Source organism: Deinococcus arboris (genome assembly GCF_009755355.1).
In the GTDB taxonomy this organism is placed as follows: domain Bacteria; phylum Deinococcota; class Deinococci; order Deinococcales; family Deinococcaceae; genus Deinococcus; species Deinococcus betulae.
Genome location: NZ_WQLB01000003.1, coordinates 145,214 through 163,987, shown reverse-complemented (window position 1 = coordinate 163,987; position 18,774 = coordinate 145,214). Strand labels below are relative to the sequence as shown.

Here is an 18,774-nt window from a genome sequence, read left to right as displayed (position 1 = left end):
CGCTTCATTGCAGCGCAGCTGGACAGGCACCGTCTGCGCTTCCATCTCGCGAAATCCGCATCTGTTCCTGCGCGCTCTGCGGCGCACCTTTCCAAGTCCTCTCGGAGTTCACCGAGCATGGTGCTCGATTCAATCGGAGTGCGTCTTAATTCACCAGCTTCGTCTTGTTGGTCACGAAGTCCATCAGGACGTACTGGCCGATGTTCTGCGGCGTCGTGAAATACGCCTTGCCGCGCGTCATTTCCGACACCCGGCGCACAAAGCCCACCAGTTCGGGGTCGCGGGCCAGCATGAAGGTGTTGACCTGAATGCCGCTGCGGCGGCAGTTGGCGACCTCGCGCAGGGTGGCGCCCAGCACGTAGGGGTCCAGGCCATAAGCGTTCTTGTAAATCCGGCCGTCAGGCAGCGTGAGGGCCGAGGGCTTGCCGTCGGTAATCATCACGATCTGCTTCATGTCCTTGTTCTCACGCTTGAGGAGTTGCTGGGCCAGCCGCAGACCGCCCGCCGTGTTCGTGTGGTACGGCCCAATCTGCGCCTGGGCCAGCTTGGCCACCGGCACTTCCTCGGCGCTGTCGTGAAACAGCACGAACTTCACGGTGTCGCCGGGGTACTGGGTGCGGATCAGGTGGGCCAGCGCCAGGGCTACCTGCTTGGCGGGGGTAAAACGGTCCTCGCCGTACAGGATCATGGAGTGAGAGCAGTCCAGCAGCACAATCGTGGCCGCGCTGCTGTTGTATTCGGCCTGCCGGATGACCAGGTCGGATTCCTCCAGGTTGTCAAAGCCCTTGGAAATCACGTTGCCCAGCGTGGCGGTGGTGTCCAGATTCATGGTGTCGCCGAACTCGTAGCTTTTCAGCTCGCCGGTCATTTCCACGCCGCTGGCATACTCGCGGGTGTCGTGGGCGCCCGCGCTGGAGCGGCCCAGGCCGCCCATGAGGTCCCGCAGGCTCTTGTAGCCCAGGAAATCGATGCTCTTGTCGGTCAGCTGGAATTTGGCGTCGCCGGGGTCGCCTGCGCCGCCCTGGGCGTCCTCGTCAAATTCCTTGCGAATAAAGCCGTCTTGCTGCAGGCGGTCCATCAGCCGCTGAATCTGCTGGCCCAGCGCAGTCTCGCGGATGTCGTCGGCCTGCATGGCTTCCAGCAGCTGCTCTTCTGGCACCATATTCCGCTCGGCCAGTGCCTCCAGAATGGCGTCAAATAGGTCGTCCATGCTGGGGCGCGCGTTGGGGTCGGGGTCATAGGGATCGTTCATGCCCTGGCCCAGCAGCGCCTCCTGAATCATTTGCATCAGCTCGCTGCTGTCGAGCTGGTCGAGTTCGCCCTCGAACTTGCTGTACCGGGTGATGCGCGCCATAGGTGCCTCCGTTCGCCTTTCAGCATGGCGCCTCTGGGCGGGCGCGTTTGTAAGAGGCTGGGCGTTTGAGGCTGGCGGGCTGAGACAGAGCCGGTCATACCTTGAGGGTTAGAGCTGCCAGAACTGAGCTCAGGGGCCTTGCTCGGCTCTGAGAAGCCCCTCCACAGCGGGAGAGGGCGCACAGAGCGGTCAGGCGTTAATTCCAGGCGCAGTGAACGTGGTTGTTGTGGCCGCCACTGGAGTCGTTGTAGGCGTTGAAGGTCTGACTGGGGTCGCTGCCCGCCGCAATGCAGGCGTTGCGGGCCGCCGTATGGGCGCTGTTGGGGGTGCCCAGGCTGGTGCCGTTCCAGATGCCGATGTCCATGGCCAGCCCCGCGTAGTGGTCCGAATTCGTCGAGTGCTTGCCCCCCGCCACCGACGTGATAAAAAAGGTGTTGCCCGCGCCTGCAATGCTCAGCACACCTTCCAGCATGGAGCGTTTGAGCGCCACGGTCAGGCCGCAGTTCACGTTGCTGTTGCACCCACGGGTGACCAGTCGGCCCGCCGCGGCGTCGCTCATATTTTGCCGGGGGTTCCCGTTCGTGGTGCTGCTGGAGGTGCCCAGTGTGATGCGGCTGCTGCCCAGAATCTGGCTGGCCAGGCCTGAGGTGGTGGTGCTGGGCGCCGTGCTGGCGCCGGTCACCAGTTCCTGCCAGGTGTTCAGGCCCACGATGCCGTCTACGGTCAGGCCGCGCTTGCTCTGAAAATCGCGCACAGCGGTGTTGGTCCCCGGGCCAAAGGCGCCGTCCACCGTCACGCTGCTGTAGCCGTAGCCGCTGCGGAGCTGGTCTTGCAGGGCCCGCACGGCGTTGTTGTTGTCCCCCTGACGGACGGTTTTAATCAGGGCTTCCCAGGTGTTGCCGCCCACGATGCCGTCCACGGTCAAGCCACTGGCGCCCTGAAAGTTCCGCACGGCGGTATTTGTGCCCGCCCCAAAGAGGCCGTCTATGTCCACGGTCTGCCCGGCCTCGCGCAGCAGGTACTGCAGGGTGGTGACGTCGCGCCCGCTGTCGCCCTGGCGCAGGTTCTGCCAGGTCAGGGTGGCGGCGGAGACGGGCGAGACAGACGCAACAAGGACAATGCTGGTGGCGCTCAGGAAGACGTGACGCATGATGCTCTCCTTTCCGCAGCGGCAGGCTGCGGGCCAGGCCCAGGAAAGGCCCGGAGGTCAGCGGGAGGCCAACGCCAGGCATTGTGTCCAGACTGTGGCGAAAGCCCCAAAGAGAAAGTTCTCAGCTGGGCCCCTGGACCTAAAGATGGGAGGGCCCGTCCTCAGAAATGGGGCGCGGTGGGCAAGGGCTGGGGCAGGCAGGGGCGCATGCTGGTGGCGTCATCAGGTTCGTGCCTCAGATGACATCAGGCTTAACAGGCGCCCACGAAGCGGCAGCTCTGGCCAGGGAAGGCTGCATCCAAAAGAATGTCCAGGCGGCACCCTGGCCCAGCGGTGCGGCACAATAGGCGCCATGACCCAAGACCGCCTGTCCTCCGAGCGTCCCGACGCCCGACTTGTGCGCCTGCACGCCGAACGGGGCGACCCCCATGCCCGCCTGGCCGGCGCCCTGGCTGACCTGGAAGGCGCCGAGTGGGGGCTCTTGCTGGAGGGCCCGCGCGCCCTCGCCCTTCAACTGACCGCGCTGCTGGGGCGCGGCACCCTGCGCGTGGACCCCCGCCTGCGTGTTAACCGTGACGCCCTGGCGGGGGCTGGCCTGGCCGCCGCGCCTCTGGACGCCGACTGGCGCGGCGCGCAGGCCGTGTGGCTGCTTGAACCGGGCCGCGATGAGCTGGACCGCGCCCGCCGGGCAGGGGTGCCGGTGATTGTGGACGCCACCCTGGCCCCCGGCAGCGACTGGCTGGCGCGCGGGGCCGCCGCCGTGACCTACAGCGACAGCGCCACCCTGAGTGGCCACGCCGACGCGCCCCTGGCCGCGCTCTTCGGGGCCGGGCGGGCCCCCGAAGCGGTCGGCGCCGCCCCCAGTGACCTGAGCGTGGCCTACGTGCTGCGCGACGTGGCGACCCTGCCGCTACGTCTGGCCCGAGCGGCACGCACGGCGGCGGCCCTGGGCGAGCGCCTGGGCGGCGCCGCGCAGCCGGCCGGGCCCACGGCCCTGCTGCTGGCCCCCGACGCCGTGGCTGACACCAGCGCCCCGCTGGGCGGCGTGCGCGCAGCCGCGCGCAGCGTGACGGGCGGCGTGCTGCTGACGCCCGGCCTGGAAGACCTGGGCACGGCGCTGGCCCTGCTGGGGCGCGACACTGGCCGCGACCAGACCCGTGAAGTTGCCACCCGCGAACCCGAGCGCAGCGCGGCGCCGGCCCCAGCCGAGCGCCCCGTCCCCGAGCGCGACCCGCAGGACCGGCCCGACCGGCGCGAGTTCCGGGGGGGGCGCCGCGAGCGCTTCGACCGGCCGCGTGATGGCCGGCGCGGCGAGCGGCCCAGCCGCTCTGAGCGCCCCGAGCCTCCCCAGCGCCGCGGGGACGAGGGGGACCGCAGCGCCCCCCAGCGCTTTACCTTTGAAGCCCCAGGCGCGGCCGAGGAGCAGCCGCCGACCCCCAACCTGACGCTGGAGCCCTGGACTCCGCCCGCCGCGCCCGCCGAGGAAGTCTGGGAGCCTGAAATCGTGTTCAGCGACTCGCCGGCCCACGCCCCCGCGCCGCTGCCCACGCCGGTCAGTGCGGGTCCCGACGCCCCAGAGCAGCCGGCGGGCCTGCCCGATGTGACCCACCTGGGGGCAGAGGCCAACCTGGACGCCGAAGCGCCGACTACCGTAGTGGATAGCAGCGCTGAGGAGGGTCAGCTGGCCGCCGACGCCGAGGCCCCTGAAGCCACCGCCGAGCCGGAAGTGGCCGAGCCCACGCCCGCCCCGGAACCGGCCCCGGTCATCCTGCCTCCTGACCTGCCCGGCGGCAAGGAAGACCCGGCCGCGAACCTCACGGATGAGCAGGCCGCTGTCTACGCCCGCCTGCGCGAGTGGCGCAACGCCGAGGCCAAGCGCCAGGAGATCAGCCGCTTTATCATTGCCAGCAACGCCACCCTGGCCGAAATTGCCCGCCGCGTTCCCTACACCGAGGCCGACCTCCGGGCGGTGCGCGGCATGGGACCAGAGCGGTTACGCAAGTACGGCGAGAAGATTCTGGAAGTGGTCAGAGGCTGACGCGCCGGACAGGTGAGAGGGCCGTCATGGCGCGGCCCTGAATCTGGAAGCCACAGTGCTGTATCGGCACCGTGATACGGGACCGGGAACTAGAGACGGCGCTGGGAGGAACTTTTCCCAGCGCCGCGGCTCTGCTGTGCTTCACTCTGGCCCGTAACGGTGTTCTTCTGGCAGCGGCGTCTCTTCGTGCGCGGCCCCAGCAATGCGGGTGGCCAGGGGAAAGTCCACAGCGGCGTACCAGGCTTCTTCAAGGCCACCGCCTGCTGGCTTCGGGCGGTAGACGCACAGGGTAGGGCCGTAGGAACACGCGCCCAGGCAGCCGCTTTCGGTCAGGCGCAGGCTGCCGCCCTTCTTGTAATAGGCCAGCGACTGCCGTTCCAGGTGATTCCACAGGGCCTTGTACAGCAGCGCCGACCCCCGGCCCTGGCAGCTCTGGCCCTGGCACACCAGCAGGTGGGCGCGGGTGGCAAAGAACTTGGGTGCCATCAGCAGACTTCCAGCCGGGAGAGGAAGGAGCGGGTTTGTCCAGGGGCGGCCCAGCTGGGCCGGGCAGAGGGGTGAGGGCGACAGAGCTGGCCAGTCATCACAGCCCATCCTCGGGGATCACGAGCAGGCGGTCTGCGTCGCGCACCACCCTTGTGCGGACGCCGTAGGCCGCCTGCAGGTGCTCTGGGGTCAGCACGGTCTCTGGTGGGCCGCTCACCAGCACCTGCCCGCCCGCCAGCAGCACCAGATGGTCGGCGCGCGCGGCCAGATTCAGGTCGTGCAGCACGGCCACCACGCCCAGGCCGCCCGCCACCTCGCAGCGCAGGTACCGCATGACCTCCAGGGCGTAGGCCAGGTCCAGGTGGTTGGTGGGCTCGTCCAGCAGCAAAAATCGTGGCTGAGCGGCCAGCGCGCGCGCCAGGGCCACCCGCTGCGCCTCGCCGCCCGAGAGTTCCGCCAGGCGGCGTCCGGCAAAGCGCGCGGTGTCAGTGCGGTCCAGGGCGCCCTGCACCGCCGCCTCGTCCGCCTCGTTCCAGGGGTCGCGGGGCAGCAGGCCAAAGCGCCACTGCCCGGCGCCCCGGCCCAGGGCCACGACGTGACGCACCGTCATGTCGCCGGGCAGCGCCTCGCCCTGGGCCAGGTAAGCCAGCTGCCGCGAGCGTTCGGCGCGGCTCCAGGTTCCTAGGGGCCGGCCCAGCAGCTGCACCTCGCCCCGCTCTGGGCGCGACAGCCCCAGCAGCGCGCGCAGCAGGGTGCTCTTGCCCGCGCCGTTGGGGCCAATCACCGCCGAGAGCTGGCCCGCCGCGAATGCGGCACTGACGCCGCGCACCGCCGGAAAAGTGCCCGCCTGTACGTGCAGATCCGTGGCCGAGAGGCCTGCAGCAGCGTGGCTGGGCGCGCCCGCGCTACTCACGGGATTGCCTCAGCAGCCACAGGAAAAAGGGCCCGCCCAGCAAGGTGGTGACAATGCCCACCTGCGACAGCGGCGTGGTGCGCGCCAGCAGGTCGGCCAGCACCAGCAGCGTGCCGCCCAGCAGCGCCGAGAGCACCAGCAGCGTGCGGTGGCCCTGGCCAAAGGCCAGCCGGACCACATGCGGCACAATCAGGCCCACAAAGCCGATGATGCCCACGTACGCCACCGCGCCCGCCGTGGCGACGCTGGCCGCCACAATGACCAGGAGGCGCAGGCGTTCTACCGGCACCCCCAGGCTGCGGGCGGTCAATTCGCCCAGTTGCAGTGTGTCCAGCGCGCGGGCCAGCAGCAGCAGCGCCCCGCAGCCCAGCGCCGCGTAGGGCAGCACGGTGGCCACGTCGCGCCAGCCGCTGAAGCCCAGGTCGCCCAGGGTGTAGGCCAGCACCTGCCGCGCCCGGTCCTCGCCGCGCAAGATCAGGGCCGTGGAGGCCGCGCCCAGGGTGCTGCCCACCACCACCCCCGCCAGAATCAGGCGGGTGGGCGGAAAGCGGCGGCCTTCACGGGCCAGCGCCACGGTCACGGCCACGGCCCCTAACGCGCCCAGCAAGGCGGTCAGGGGAATTACGGGGCGCGGCCACTCAGCCACGATTGAGAGGGTGGCCCCCAGCGCGCCGCCGCTGGCCACGCCCAGCAGGTAGGGGTCGGCCAGGGGGTTGCGGAAGACACCCTGAAAGGCGCCGCCGCATACGCCCAGGCTGGCGCCCACCAGCACGCCCATGACCACGCGCGGCAGGCGAATCTGCCAGACAATCACGTCGTTGCCGGCCAGGTCCTGTCCACTGAGGCCGCGCCACAGGGCGCCCAGCACCTCGCCCGGCGGCACGTAAACGCTGCCCAGCCCCGTGCCCAGCACCACCGCCAGCAGCAGCAGGAAGGTCAGCCCCGCCGCCTGAAGGGCCAGCGGCAGGCCGGATGCGCGCGGGGCGGCCACTTCAGGGGTCGTCGTCACGGCTTACTTGAACAGTTCGGGGTGAATGATCTTGGCCAGGCCGCGCAGCGCCTGGGGCAGGCGAGGGCCAGGGCGCGACAGGATGTTGCCCAGTTCGGCGGGAATAGTCTGCGTCTTGCCGGTCTTCAGCGCCGCAATACTGGTCCAGCCGGGCCGCGCGCCCGCCGTCTTGGCGTCCACACCCAGAATCAGTTGCGGGCTCTGCTTGACGATAAACTCGGGGTCCACCTTGGGAAAGTCGCCCATGCTGGCCGGGATGATGTTGCGCGCGCCCGCCTTGGTCAGCAGCACCCCCATAAACGAGTTGGGGCCAATCGAGTACGGCGTGGGGTCAATCTCGTAGTAGGCGGTGGGTTTCCGGACTGCGTTCTTGGTCAGAATCTCGACCTTGGCAATGTCGCGCTTCATGGTGGTCACGAGCGCCTTGGCCTGGGCCTCACGGTTCACCACTTTGCCCAGCGTCAGGGTCTTGCTAAAGACCTCGTCGTAGGTTTCGGGGTTAATCGCCAGGACTGGAATGCCGGCCTGGGTCAGCGTGGGCTCCAGCTTGCCGTACTTGCTGATAATCACGAGGTCGGGCTTCAGGGCGATCATGGCTTCAAAGTTGGGGTTGTAAAGCCCGCCGACTTTGGGCAACCTGGCCGCCTGCGCCGGGTAATCGGTGTAGTCGTCTACGCCGACCAGCTTGTCGCAGGCGCCGATGGCGCACAGGGTCTCGCTGGTGCTGGGCAGGGCGCTGACAATGCGCTTGGGTTCGGCCTTGATGGTGACCTTGCGGCCCAGGTCGTCGGTCAGGGTCAGGGGGTAGGTCACGGCGCTGGCAGCGGTCGAAAGGGCAGCCAGCAGGGCGGCGGTCAGGGTCAGGGCACGGGTCATGGGGCACTCTCCTTGGGGCCTCCCGCCGGAACAAAAACGCCGCCCCGGTTCAGGGGGCGGAGCAGGAAGTCAGGCCGTGGCGCGCCCGGCAGGGGCGCAGGGGTCACGGCGCGCCCCCTTTCCGCGAGAGGTCAGGCCACGCGCTCCCGCTTCGGGGGCACGCAACGGCGGAGGTGTTCGGTCTTGTCTCCCGCCCATAAAGGAGAGAGCTTACCGTTGCGCGACAGAACCGGACTTGCACCGGATTTTCCCCCGCAGCCGTCAGGGCGCAGTATAGCCCGCAGGCGGCAGCGGCTGGCCGGGCGGCACAGACAGTTCGGCCAGCACGGCGCCCAGTTCGGCGGTAATCGCCTTGATGCCGCCGCGCGGCGAGATGGGCGGCCCAAAGCGGATAATCCAGCGTTTGCCTGCCCGGCTGATGCCCGCCGGCAAAATCGGCGCGCGGCCCTTGGCGGCAATCAGGGCCACGCCGCCCTGCATCTCGGCGCCGCCGCGCGTGCCCTGCGGGAAGATGCCCACAGTGCCGCCGGCTTTCAGCACCCGCAGAGAGGTGCGCACGGCGCCCAGGTCGTTGCCGCTGCGGTCTACCGGAAAAGACCCCCCCGCCCGGATGATGTGGCCGATCACCGGCAAAAACAATTCTTTCTTGGCCATGAACTGCAGGTAGCGCCCCGGCGGCAACGCCCGCGCCACCAGAAAGGGGTCAATACCGCTGACGTGGTTGGCCGCCACCACCAGGGGGGTGCCGGGCGGCGGCACATGCTCGCGCCCATGAACTTCCAGGTGCATGCCGCTCAGGAGGACCGGCAGGTAGGTCACGTCCACCACAAAGCGGTACACGCGCGGATTGACCGGTGGGGCGGGCGGCTCGGCGGTGGGCGCGGGGGAGGCCGACTGGACAGGGGCGGCGTCACTCATAGGCCAAAAGATACGCGCCGCATGCCTGGGGTGCGGCCTGACCTGGCCGGGATAAGATGAGGCGCGAGCAGAATGGGCGAGAAAGGGGGCGGGCAAGTGACAGGGAGTAAGGTCGGCCAGCGGAGTATTTCGGTCGCCCCTGACCTTAGCGAAAGCCTCTCTGAGACGGCCTCACAGCGGCGGCCCAGCATCAGAGCAGCTCACGCTACTGGCTCATGCGGATACTTACTTCATTCGCCTGAGACGGGGTTGAGGGTCATCCCCTTTGACCGCTCTGGGTTCCGCTCTCAGGCGTCGTCGTCCGATTCGGGCTCGTCGTCCTCTTCTTCAGCGCCCCAGTCACCGGCCAATACGGCGCGCACCGCTTCAATGCGTGTCCGGCACTGGGCGTAGGCGGCGCGCGCCTCTTCCAGCAGGGGCAGCACGCGGTCCAGGTCGGCCTCGCCGCCCTCCAGTTCGGCGGCAATGCGGGTCAGCCGGGCGTAGGCCTCGCGGTAGGTGGCCGCTTCGGGCAGGGTCATGGGCGCATGCTAACGCCAGAGCCAGAACGGGAAAGGGGAGAAGGGCGCGGTTAAGGCGGTGGCCGCTTATTGCCAGCGGAAGCGAGGAGCAAACAAAGGAGGTTAAGGAGGTCGTGGCGGACATGAAGCGCTTTTGGCGTTTTGACCACTGTGGGGCGCGATCTCTTAAATTGGCCCTGCTGCTGTACAGAGCATGGTGTGACTTGGGCTCCCTGTGTTCTCGGTATGGCCCTCGGAGCCCTGCTCTAGGCTGACGCATGGCGTTCTCTCCCTCTCCCATGACGCATTTCGATCTCGGCGCGCTACCAGCGGCGGCCCGCTACAAGCTCCTGACCGCCACGGTGGTGCCCCGGCCGATTGCCTGGGTCTGCACGCTGGGGGAAGACGGCCATGTCAACCTGGCTCCCTACTCCTTTTTTGGCCTGATGGGGTCGGACCCGCCCGTGGTGGCCTTTGCGCCAGGGGACCGCCCAGACGGCACCCCCAAGGACACGGCCCGCAACATCGGCGCTGGCGGCACCTTTACCGTCAATCTGGTCAGCGCGGACCTGGCGCCCCTGATGAACGCCACCGCCACCGATTTCCCGTACGGGCACGCCGAACCCGGCGCCCTGGGCATTGCCCTGGAGCCAGGGCGGCAGGTGCCCACGCCACGCGTGCAGGCGGCCCCTGCCGCGCTGGAATGCCGCGAGGTGCAGACCCTGACCATTGGGCGCACCCGCATCATTCTGGGTGAGGTACTGGGTCTGACCCTGCGCAGCGACGCCGTTCAGGACGCGGCGCGCTGGCACATTGACACCGCCCGGCTGGACCTGGTGGGCCGGCTGGGTGGCGGCGGGGGTTACGCCACCACCCGCGACACCTTTTCGCTGGACCGCGTTTCCTTTGAGGCCTGGCAGGCGGGGCAAGACCGGGAAGGGTAAACCTTTAGCGCGGCATCTCCACGGTGGCCCACAGGTCGCCCGTGGCCTGGCCGCTGACTACCAGGGCCTCGGGCGTGACCTGCACGCCGGTCACGCTCAGGGTGCGAACTGTGCCGGCCAGCACCAGCCCCGGCGCGGGGGTCAGGGGAAGGCGCGCCTGCAGCTGCGCCCGCGCCCTCTCCAGCTGGGGCCGCAGGTCAAAGCGTGCCGCCGACTGCACGTAAGCCTGCGCGCGGGCGTCGGCCAGCCAGCCGATGACGCGGCCGGTTACGCCCTCGCGCCGGGTAACCACGCGCACGTCTTTCAGGGTCAGTGTCTGGCCGGCTGGGTCCAGGGCGGGAGTTCCTTGCACGTCCACCGTAGCGCCTACCCGCAGGCCCAGCGGCCCGGTGACCTGCACCTGAACGGCGGCATTCAGGCGTGGCCCGGCCGGCGAGAGGGTTACCCCCAGCACCCGCAGCACCGGACTGGTGGGCACGGGCAGCGGCAGGGTGCGGGTCGCCGCCGCCTGTGTGGCCGCCCGTGACAGCTCGGCGTAGGGCAGGCGCACCGGCACCTGAAGGTCCAGCCCCTCTTGGAGGCTGGGCACCGTGTTCAGGGCCGGCAGGGGGCCGGCAGAGGACGCCGCTGGCGGGCGGCCCAGCCCCGCATTCAGGTCCAGCGCCGCCCCCAGCGTCAGCTTCAGGGCGTCCGGAGTAAACCGAATGGGCGTCACGCTGAGGCTGCGGGGCTGGGCGCGGGCGTAGGCCGGGTCGGGGGTGGGCAGGGTCCAGGGCTGGGCGGCCCGCGTCCACAGGGTCTGCGCCCGCTCGCGCAGCCGGGCGCCGTCACGGACTGCCGTTTCCACCTGGGCCGTGACCCGGTCCAGCTGCGCCCGCACCTGCGTGTCCACCAGCGACTGCACGCTGACGCGCACACCCGGCGCCAGTTCCACGCTCAGGGGGTCGGTCCAGGTGTAGTCGCCCCTGACCCGCACGCCTGCCTCCCACTGGGGCGTGACATAGGGCGTCACGGTCAGGCTGACGGTGGCCTCGCCACCAAAGTCGCGGGCCAGCACGGCCCCGGCGCCGCCCGGCGTGGCCCGCAGCGCCGCGCGAATGGGCACGCGGACCACCAGGCCCGACCCGTCGGCCGTGGGCCCCACCCGGACGTGCCCGGCGCGCGTAACTGTGCCGCCGAGCTTGACGCTCAGGAGCCCCCCGGCAAAGCTGCGGGTTTCATCCACCCGCGCAAATTCCAGCGGCACGCGGGCGTTGGCGGCCTCCTGCACGCTGGCCAGGGGCACGGTGACAGGCACCGTCAGGGTGGACACGGCAGCGGCGGGGGCAGTCATCAGCACAGTCAACAGGGCGGGCATGAGAAGGCGGCGCATCCGGGGCAGGCTACCGGCCTCCCATGAGACCCGCCGCCGCCTGGCCTCTCCGGCTTTCTCAGTCCTTTAACCGGCCCTCCGTACTGTGCGGAGCAAGAGCAAAGGGGGCGTGGCAAGAGCCGAGCACCCCCACACAGGAGGCCCCCATGAACCCCATCCGTCCCTACCCCGCCGACGACCACGACCACCATGACGACCTGAACAACCTGGGCCTGCAGGCCGACACCAACATGATTCTGCGTCCGGTGGTTGACCGGCGAAAGGTGATTGGCCTGGGCCTGCTGGGCATTGGCCTGCTGGTGGGCTGCGGCGTGGCGGCCACCGCCCCCACCACCGGCACGCCGACCACCCCCACGACGCCAACGACACCGACCACGCCAGGCACGGACGCCTGCCCCAGCGCCATTCCTTCAGAGACTGCCGGGCCGTACCCCGCCGACGGCTCGGTGGCCTCGGGTCAGTCGCTGAATGTGCTGACCCGCAGCGGGATCGTGCGCCGCGACCTGCGCACCAGCCTGGGCACGGGCAACACGGCGGCGGGCGTGCCGCTGACCCTGACCCTGAAACTGGTGAACGTGAACGCCAGCTGCGCGCCCCTGGCAGGCTACGCGGTCTACGCCTGGCACTGCACCGCCGACGGCCAGTATTCGATGTACAGCGGCTCGGCGGTGGGCGAGGATTTTCTGCGGGGGGTGCAGGTGGCGGACGCTGACGGCACCGTGACCTTCCAGACCATCGTGCCGGGCTGCTACGCCGGGCGCTGGCCGCACATTCACTTTGAGGTTTACCCGACTCTGACCAGTGCCACGAACGCCAGCAACAAGATTCAGACCTCGCAGCTGGCCCTGCCGCAGGACATGTGCGCCCAGGTGTATACCCAGGCCGCCTACGCGGGCAGCACCCGCAACCTGGCCCAGACGAGCCTGGGCCGCGACAACGTGTTCAGCGACGGATACGCCACCCAGTTGCCCACTGTGACCGGCAGTGTGGCGGCGGGGTACACGGCGAATCTGACGGTAGGACTGGCAAGGTAAGGGCGGAAGGTGGCAGGGGCGGGCCGCCGGGCTCGCCCTGCTTGATGGTGGTCCATGCGTTTTCTATCTCTTTTCAGCGAGGCCGTGCGCGACCAGGGTGACGTTCTGATAAGCATGCCTCTGTCTGGGCGACCCTCTGGAGCGCACCCTGAAACGGTGAAGTCACGAAGCCGCGCCCCATACAGCCTGTGCGGGCTCTCAGCGCCCCCTCTGGCCGCCGGCATCTGAACTGTCAGCGCGGCTTTTTCTTTGCCCAATCAGCGCGAGCGGCTCTGGCGACCTGATTTAGCGCCTCGCAACAGCCTGGCCTCTACACTCCCCTCATGTGGGCGCAGCACCTTCTGACCTTGCCGGCGCGGCGGCGCGGCTTTCACCTCATCACGCGGGAGGTCGCTGCGGCAGTGCCAGAACTGGCCCGGCTTCGCGTGGGCCTGCTCCACGTCTTTCTCCAGCACACCAGCGCCAGCCTGACCCTGAATGAAAATGCCAGCCCCGACGTGCGGCGGGACTTCGAGCGGTATTTCAATCATGCAGTCCCTGACGGCTGGCCGGCCTTCGAGCACACCCTGGAAGGTCCAGACGACATGCCCGCGCACATTAAGGCGAGTCTGCTGGGGCCAAGCCTGAGCCTGCCGGTGCAGGGGGGCTGCCTGGCGCTGGGCACCTGGCAAGGCATCTATCTGTGCGAACACAGAGACGATGGCGGAGCGCGCCGGCTGGTGCTGACGGTGCAGGGCGAGCGGCTGTGACGCGGCGCAGTGCCTCCTGCGCCCGCGTCCACCCCACGTAAACAAGTCCCGCGCCTTCCAGCCCCCTCTCGCTTACACTGAGGTACGGTGCTGCGCGCCGTGCTTTTTTTTGCCCCAACCAGGGACCGGAAAAGTAAGTCTGGGCGGCGCAGCATAAGGGGCAATACATGCCTGGAATTGCAATTGTGGGCGCCCAGTGGGGCGACGAGGGCAAGGGGAAAATCACCGATTTTCTCGCGCCGGAAGCCGAGTTCGTGGTGCGCTATCAGGGTGGGGCCAATGCCGGGCATACGGTCACGGCAAAGGGGCAGACCTTTAAGCTCAACTTGCTGCCCAGTGGCGTGCTGCACGAAGGCACCGTCAGTGTGCTGGGCGACGGGATGGTCATTGACGCCGACAAGTTCATGGAAGAGCGGCGCAACCTGCAAGCCGGTGGACTGGACCCCGAACTGCGTATCAGCGACCGGGCGCATCTGGTGTTGCCGCACCACAAATATGTGGACGGCCGCAAGGACTTCGTGGGCACCACCGGGCGCGGAATTGGCCCGGCCTACGCTGACCGCGCCCGGCGCGTGGGCATCCGCTTTGGCGATCTGCTGGACGACCACGTGCTCTCAGAGCGTATCGAGCGCCTGCTGGAAGCCAAGCCCAACTCCACCCGCGACGCGGGGTGGACGGATGTTCAGGTGGCCCTGGACAGCCTGGCCCCCACCCGCGAGGCGCTGGCCCCCTTCATTCAGGACACGGGCGCGCAGCTGCGGGCGGCCATTGCCCAGGGCCGCAACGTGCTGTTTGAAGGCGCGCAGGCCACCCTGCTGGACCTGAACTACGGCACCTACCCCTTTGTCACCAGTTCTCACCCCACCGTAGGCGGCATCCTGGTGGGCGCGGGCGTGAACCACAAGGCCATTCACAAGGTCTACGGCGTGGCCAAAGCCTTCAATACCCGCGTGGGCCACGGCCCCTTTGTGACAGAAGTGCACGACGAAGCCGGCATTCTGCGCCTGCGCGGTGACGGCTCCAAGCCCTGGGACGAGTACGGCACGACCACCGGCCGCGCCCGCCGGGTGGGCTGGCTGGACCTGCACCTCCTCAAATACGCTGTGGACGTGAACGGCCTGGACGGCCTGGTCATCAACAAGATGGACATTCTGGCGGGCCTGGACACCATTCCCGTGTGCGTGGGCTACGGCTCCAGCGGCGAGCCCCTGATCAAAGAGATGCCCGGCTGGGCCACCACCGACGGCGCCACCAGCCGCGCGACGCTGGCCAAAGAAGCGCAGGCCTACCTCGACCTGATTGAAGAGACGGTGGGCTGCCCAGTGGTCATCTTCTCGGCCGGGCCCGCGCGCGAGCAGACTTACGGCCAGGTCAGCTGGACCTGAACACAGGTGGGGCGGGGGCAGGCCTCTCGCCGCCTGAAAGCCAGCCGACAGTTGCTGCGAGAGGCGGTGAGGCCCACTTGGAGGCAGGTCGTTCAGTAGACGACTGGCCCAAGCGGCGTGAGACGGACTGCCGTGTCTGTCACGCCAACACAACGGGCAAGAACCGATGTGCCACTTCCACGGCCAGAACTCTCTTGGCTCCTTCCTCCGGTTGGCTTTCGTCGTGTTTGTAAACGATTCAATCGGCGTCGGGATGAGCGGTCAAAGAGCCGTGGTGCGGGTCGTGAACTTCCTTTCCGGTGGTGTTCGGGGAGAGGAGGACACCAGACGCACCCCGGCCGCCGTACACTCGCGGCATTCATCGTGGCGCCCGGCCTGCCGTGCGGGCGCCGCCAAAGGAGTGACATTTTGACCACCGAACCCGTCATCAGTGCCAACGACGAGAAGCAGGAGGTGCCCGGTCTGAGCGCCCTGACGCACGAATGGCTCTCGGCCATCGGGGAAGACCCCGCGCGCGAGGGCCTGCTGCGCACCCCGCACCGCGTGGCCAAGGCCTGGAGTTTCATGACCGCCGGCTATCACAAAACGCTGGAGGACGCCGTGGGGGACGCCGTGTTCGCCGCCGAAGGCAGCGAGATGGTGATCGTCAAGGACATCGAGTTCTATTCCATGTGTGAACACCACATGCTCCCCTTTTATGGGCGGGCGCATGTGGCTTACATCCCGGACGGCAAGATTCTGGGCCTCAGCAAGTTTGCGCGCATCGTGGACCTGTACTCGCGCCGCCTTCAGGTGCAGGAGCGCATCACCACCCAGATTGCTGACGCCACCGAGGCCCTGCTCTCGCCCAAGGGCGTGGCCGTCTTCATGGAAGGCGTTCACCTGTGCATGGCCATGCGCGGCGTCCAGAAGCAGAATTCCAGCACCACCACCAGCGCCATGCGCGGCCGTTTCCGCACCGATCCGCGCACCCGCGCCGAGTTCATGAGCGCCGTGCAGGGCACCCTGCGCGGCCGGTAAGCCTCTCGCCCGCCTCTTCGTGGGTTTTCGAGATGAGGCGAGCGGCGCCAGAACTGGTATGACTCCTGCTGATGGCGGACCTGTCTACCGGCAAGGTCGCCACCGCCCACGATTCAACCTGGGCGGCGCTCTGTTCAATGTTGAACCGGTTACAACATGTGGTGCGGCGTGAGACTCGTGTAAGGGGCCGCTGGGTAGGGTAGCTCGGGAGGACGTGCCGTGCTGCTCAATCTCTGCTTGCTGCTGACCTGCACGTTTCTGGTCAGTTTGACCTACCGCGAGTGGCCGGTCAGCCGCTCACGCAACGAACATGCCCTGCGGCTGCTGCTGGCCGGGATGACTACTTTGCTGCTGGTGTACTACACCGAGTCGGTGGGTGCGTTCAAGCTGGACCTGCGCTACGTGCCTATCGCCCTAATTACGCTGCGCTACGGCTTCCGGGCGGGGGCAGCGGTGGCGCTGCCAGTGGTGGTGTGGCGGCTGCTGGAATCCCAGAGCGGCGGCCTGGTGTCGCTGGTCAACACGCTGAGTGTCCTGGGGCTCTCCAGCCTGCTGCGCCCCACCCTGGATATGACGCGCCTGACCATGTGGGACTTCTGGAAGGTGCCCATTCCCTTTTTAGGGGTGGGCGCGGCGCTGTTTGTCGTGCCCGAATCACGCGGCCTGGGGCTCTTGGCCTACCCCGGTATGCTGCTGCTGCACAGCGTGGCCACCCTGCTCGTGCTGGGGGTGCTACACACTCGCCTGAAGCTCTTGCAGGTCACGCATGACCTGCGCCAGCAGGTGCTAACCGACGACCTGACCCGCTTGGGCAACCGCCGCCGCTTTGAAGAGGAACTGGCCCGGTTGGAGACTGGCGGCCACCTGGTGCTGCTGGACCTGGACGACTTCCGCCGCCTGACCGACACGCACGGCCCCGATGAGAGTGACCGGGCGCTGCGCTACGTGGGTCAGGTGCTGCGTGACGCCGCGCCGGGCCACAGTTTCCGGCTGGGCCACGATTCGTTTGCGCTGCTGCTGGACCAGCCTGAAGCGCAGGTGCGCGCCGTGGTGGCCCATATTCAGGCGCAGCTGGCCGAACCCGGCGCGGCGCCCTGGGCGGCCCTGACCCTGTCGGCAGGCTTGGCCACCCGCCTGACACGCGAGAAACCCGCCGAACTGATTCACCGCGCCGACGAGGCGCTGTATCTGGCCAAGACGAACGGGGGGGGGCGCCTGGTGGCCGTGGAGCACATGCCCCGGCGTCTGCCGGTCTCAACCCTGCCGGACCTGCGGCCCCGTTACTCGCTGTGGCAGGCGCAGCGCACCACTGTGGAACTGCTCTCGCAGCGCCGCCCCCTGACCGACGCCGACTGGCAGGAGCTGCTGCGGCTGGCGGTGGCCACCCTGGGTGACGTGACTTGCGGCAGCCTGAACATCCGCCAGGGCGACACCTTCTTTATTCGGGCGGTGCAGGGCTATGCGCCAGACCTGGTGGGCACGCCGCTGTCTGAGGTCTCGCAGGTCAGCTGGTACGGCCAGGGGCCAGAGGCGTGGCGCCGTGGCGTGCCGCGCGTGCGCCGCCGTCAGGATATCGGGCAGGTGTGGGCTGAGGCCGACGCCCGGCTGGGCACCGAGGAGCGCCAGGTGTTTGAGGAGCTGGGCGCCCGCAAGGCCCTCAAGGCCAGCCTGTGCCTGCCGGTGGTGCTGGGCGGCGAGGTCGTGGCCCACCTGAACCTGGAATCCACGGCGGCCGAGGACGCCTTTACCCAGGTGGCCATTCAGGATGCCCAGGTGTTTGCCCAGCAGATTGCGGCGCTGCTGCAACTTCAAGAGCGCTGGCATGAACTTGAGCAGCTGGCGCGGCTCCACGGCGACCTGAATCTCAGCGCCGATGACCAGGCGGTGGCCGCGCAACTGGCCACGACGGCCCACGATCTGCTGCGCACCACCTCCACGCTGCTGCTGCGCTACGACGCGGCCCAGGACTGCCTGGTGCCGGCGGCGCAGGCCGGGCCTGTCGTGGGCCGACCCTCCACCCCGGCCCTGCTGCGCCGGGGCGACGGGTTGTCCTGGCAGGCGCTGGACAGTGGTCAGATTATTCGCGCTGACCGCCTGGCCGACGCCCCTGGCGCCCACCTGCAGCCGGACGGCAGCACTGCCGACAGTGCGGTCATGGCCGTGCCGCTGCTCTCGCATGACCGTCAGCCGCTGGGCGCGCTGTGCCTGCTGCGCCTGGCTGGCCGGCCCTTTCAGACCACCGACGAGGCGCTGGCGGCCATGATTGCCTCGGTGGGCACCCGGGTGATGGAACGAGGCGCCCACCTGAGCGACCTGCGCGCCACCCTGGAAGCCTCGCTGAACATGCTGGGCGTGGCGCTGGAAGCCCGCGACCTGGAAACCCAGGGGCACACCCAGCGTGTGCGGGCGCTGGCGCAGCGCATGGGGGAAGCCCTGGCCCTGCCCGAAGACGAGCTGACTGCCCTGCGTCACGGCGCCACCCTGCACGACATCGGCAAGCTGAGCGTGCCCGACACCATCCTGCTCAAACCGGGCCGCCTGACCCCGGAAGAGCGGCGGGTCATGGAGCAGCACGCGCCGCTGGGCGCCGAACTGGTCTCGCGCATTCCCTTCCTGCACCCACAGGCCCACGGGGTCGTGCGCTGGCACCACGAACGCTGGGACGGCGCCGGCTACCCGGACCGCCTGGCGGGCACCCAGATTCCGCTGCTGGCCCGCGTGTTCGCGCTGTGCGATGTCTACGACGCCCTGACCAGCGTGCGGCCCTACAAGGGCGCCATGACCCACGAACAGGCCCTGGGCATCATCATGGCCGGCAGTGGCAGCCAGTTTGACCCCGAACTGACCGTGCTGTTTGGAAAGGTGGTGCCGGCACCCGAAGGCGCACCCGGTGCGGGGATTCCAGCAGCGTAAAAGTTCAGTTTGCCCGAAGAGGAGCACCCAGCGGCATGGAGAGATTGATCCTTCATGCCGCTGGGGCGAGCAGACGGGCACAGAAAAGCGAGTCTCTGCGGCCCTCCAGTGCT

At 68.6% G+C, this 18,774-nt stretch carries 16 protein-coding genes; 7 read left to right on the top strand and 9 right to left on the bottom strand.

The annotated features are described in order from the left end of the window. Positions 1–145: 145 nt before the first annotated feature. Positions 146–1,354, bottom strand: a complete 1,209-nt coding sequence (locus GO986_RS03565; protein ID WP_157457888.1) for a vWA domain-containing protein — start codon at positions 1,352–1,354, stop codon at positions 146–148. A gap of 196 nt (positions 1,355–1,550) precedes the next feature. Beyond that, a complete protein-coding gene (locus GO986_RS03560; protein ID WP_157457886.1) occupies positions 1,551–2,504 on the bottom strand; it encodes a peptidoglycan-binding domain-containing protein in 954 nt (317 codons plus the stop codon). A 352-nt stretch (positions 2,505–2,856) separates the two neighbouring features. On the opposite strand from GO986_RS03560, the gene GO986_RS03555 reads away from it, so the two are divergent. Next, complete coding sequence (locus tag GO986_RS03555; RefSeq protein ID WP_157457885.1) at positions 2,857–4,542, top strand: HRDC domain-containing protein; 1,686 nt, start codon at positions 2,857–2,859, stop codon at positions 4,540–4,542. Between the two features lie 141 nt (positions 4,543–4,683). Here the strand turns inward: GO986_RS03555 and GO986_RS03550 are convergent, their stop codons facing one another. The 6 genes from GO986_RS03550 to xseB all read right to left on the bottom strand — a co-directional run bounded on the left by GO986_RS03550 (position 4,684) and on the right by xseB (position 9,265). Continuing rightward, positions 4,684–5,028 (bottom strand): (2Fe-2S) ferredoxin domain-containing protein, encoded by a 345-nt coding sequence (locus GO986_RS03550; RefSeq protein ID WP_157457883.1) that lies wholly within the window; start codon positions 5,026–5,028, stop codon positions 4,684–4,686. A gap of 97 nt (positions 5,029–5,125) precedes the next feature. After that, complete coding sequence (locus GO986_RS03545) at positions 5,126–5,941, bottom strand: ABC transporter ATP-binding protein (protein ID WP_439648693.1); 816 nt, start codon at positions 5,939–5,941, stop codon at positions 5,126–5,128. Next, the gene (locus GO986_RS03540) at positions 5,934–6,881 is read right to left on the bottom strand and encodes a FecCD family ABC transporter permease (protein WP_439648695.1); all 948 of its coding nucleotides are present in this window, start codon (positions 6,879–6,881) and stop codon (positions 5,934–5,936) included. Before GO986_RS03540 ends, GO986_RS03545 begins: the two co-directional genes overlap by 8 nt. Before the next feature lie 72 nt (positions 6,882–6,953). Continuing rightward, positions 6,954–7,826: an ABC transporter substrate-binding protein gene (locus tag GO986_RS03535; protein ID WP_157457881.1), complete on the bottom strand. Its 873-nt coding sequence runs from the start codon at positions 7,824–7,826 to the stop codon at positions 6,954–6,956. A 261-nt stretch (positions 7,827–8,087) separates the two neighbouring features. Continuing rightward, a complete protein-coding gene (locus GO986_RS03530) occupies positions 8,088–8,744 on the bottom strand; it encodes a lysophospholipid acyltransferase family protein (RefSeq protein ID WP_157457879.1) in 657 nt (218 codons plus the stop codon). A gap of 287 nt (positions 8,745–9,031) precedes the next feature. Continuing rightward, positions 9,032–9,265, bottom strand: a complete 234-nt coding sequence (gene xseB, locus GO986_RS03525) for an exodeoxyribonuclease VII small subunit (RefSeq protein ID WP_157457878.1) — start codon at positions 9,263–9,265, stop codon at positions 9,032–9,034. 257 nt (positions 9,266–9,522) lie between these two features. Here xseB and GO986_RS03520 point away from each other — a divergent pair, with 257 nt between their 5' ends. Beyond that, positions 9,523–10,188, top strand: a complete 666-nt coding sequence (locus GO986_RS03520; RefSeq protein ID WP_157457876.1) for a flavin reductase family protein — start codon at positions 9,523–9,525, stop codon at positions 10,186–10,188. A 4-nt stretch (positions 10,189–10,192) separates the two neighbouring features. Here GO986_RS03520 and GO986_RS03515 read toward each other — a convergent pair whose 3' ends face one another. Further along, positions 10,193–11,560, bottom strand: a complete 1,368-nt coding sequence (locus tag GO986_RS03515; protein WP_157457875.1) for a DUF4403 family protein — start codon at positions 11,558–11,560, stop codon at positions 10,193–10,195. 146 nt (positions 11,561–11,706) lie between these two features. Here GO986_RS03515 and GO986_RS03510 point away from each other — a divergent pair, with 146 nt between their 5' ends. The 5 genes from GO986_RS03510 (at position 11,707) to GO986_RS03490 (ending at position 18,661) form a co-directional block, all read left to right on the top strand. Continuing rightward, complete coding sequence (locus GO986_RS03510) at positions 11,707–12,594, top strand: intradiol ring-cleavage dioxygenase (protein ID WP_232337382.1); 888 nt, start codon at positions 11,707–11,709, stop codon at positions 12,592–12,594. A 323-nt stretch (positions 12,595–12,917) separates the two neighbouring features. Then, complete coding sequence (locus GO986_RS03505) at positions 12,918–13,343, top strand: secondary thiamine-phosphate synthase enzyme YjbQ (protein ID WP_157457873.1); 426 nt, start codon at positions 12,918–12,920, stop codon at positions 13,341–13,343. Between the two features lie 167 nt (positions 13,344–13,510). Next, the gene (locus tag GO986_RS03500) at positions 13,511–14,728 is read left to right on the top strand and encodes an adenylosuccinate synthase (RefSeq protein ID WP_157457870.1); all 1,218 of its coding nucleotides are present in this window, start codon (positions 13,511–13,513) and stop codon (positions 14,726–14,728) included. A 408-nt stretch (positions 14,729–15,136) separates the two neighbouring features. Beyond that, positions 15,137–15,748: a GTP cyclohydrolase I FolE gene (folE, locus tag GO986_RS03495; protein WP_198170380.1), complete on the top strand. Its 612-nt coding sequence runs from the start codon at positions 15,137–15,139 to the stop codon at positions 15,746–15,748. Between the two features lie 219 nt (positions 15,749–15,967). Beyond that, positions 15,968–18,661: an HD domain-containing phosphohydrolase gene (locus GO986_RS03490; protein ID WP_157457869.1), complete on the top strand. Its 2,694-nt coding sequence runs from the start codon at positions 15,968–15,970 to the stop codon at positions 18,659–18,661. The last annotated feature ends 113 nt before the right edge of the window (positions 18,662–18,774 follow it).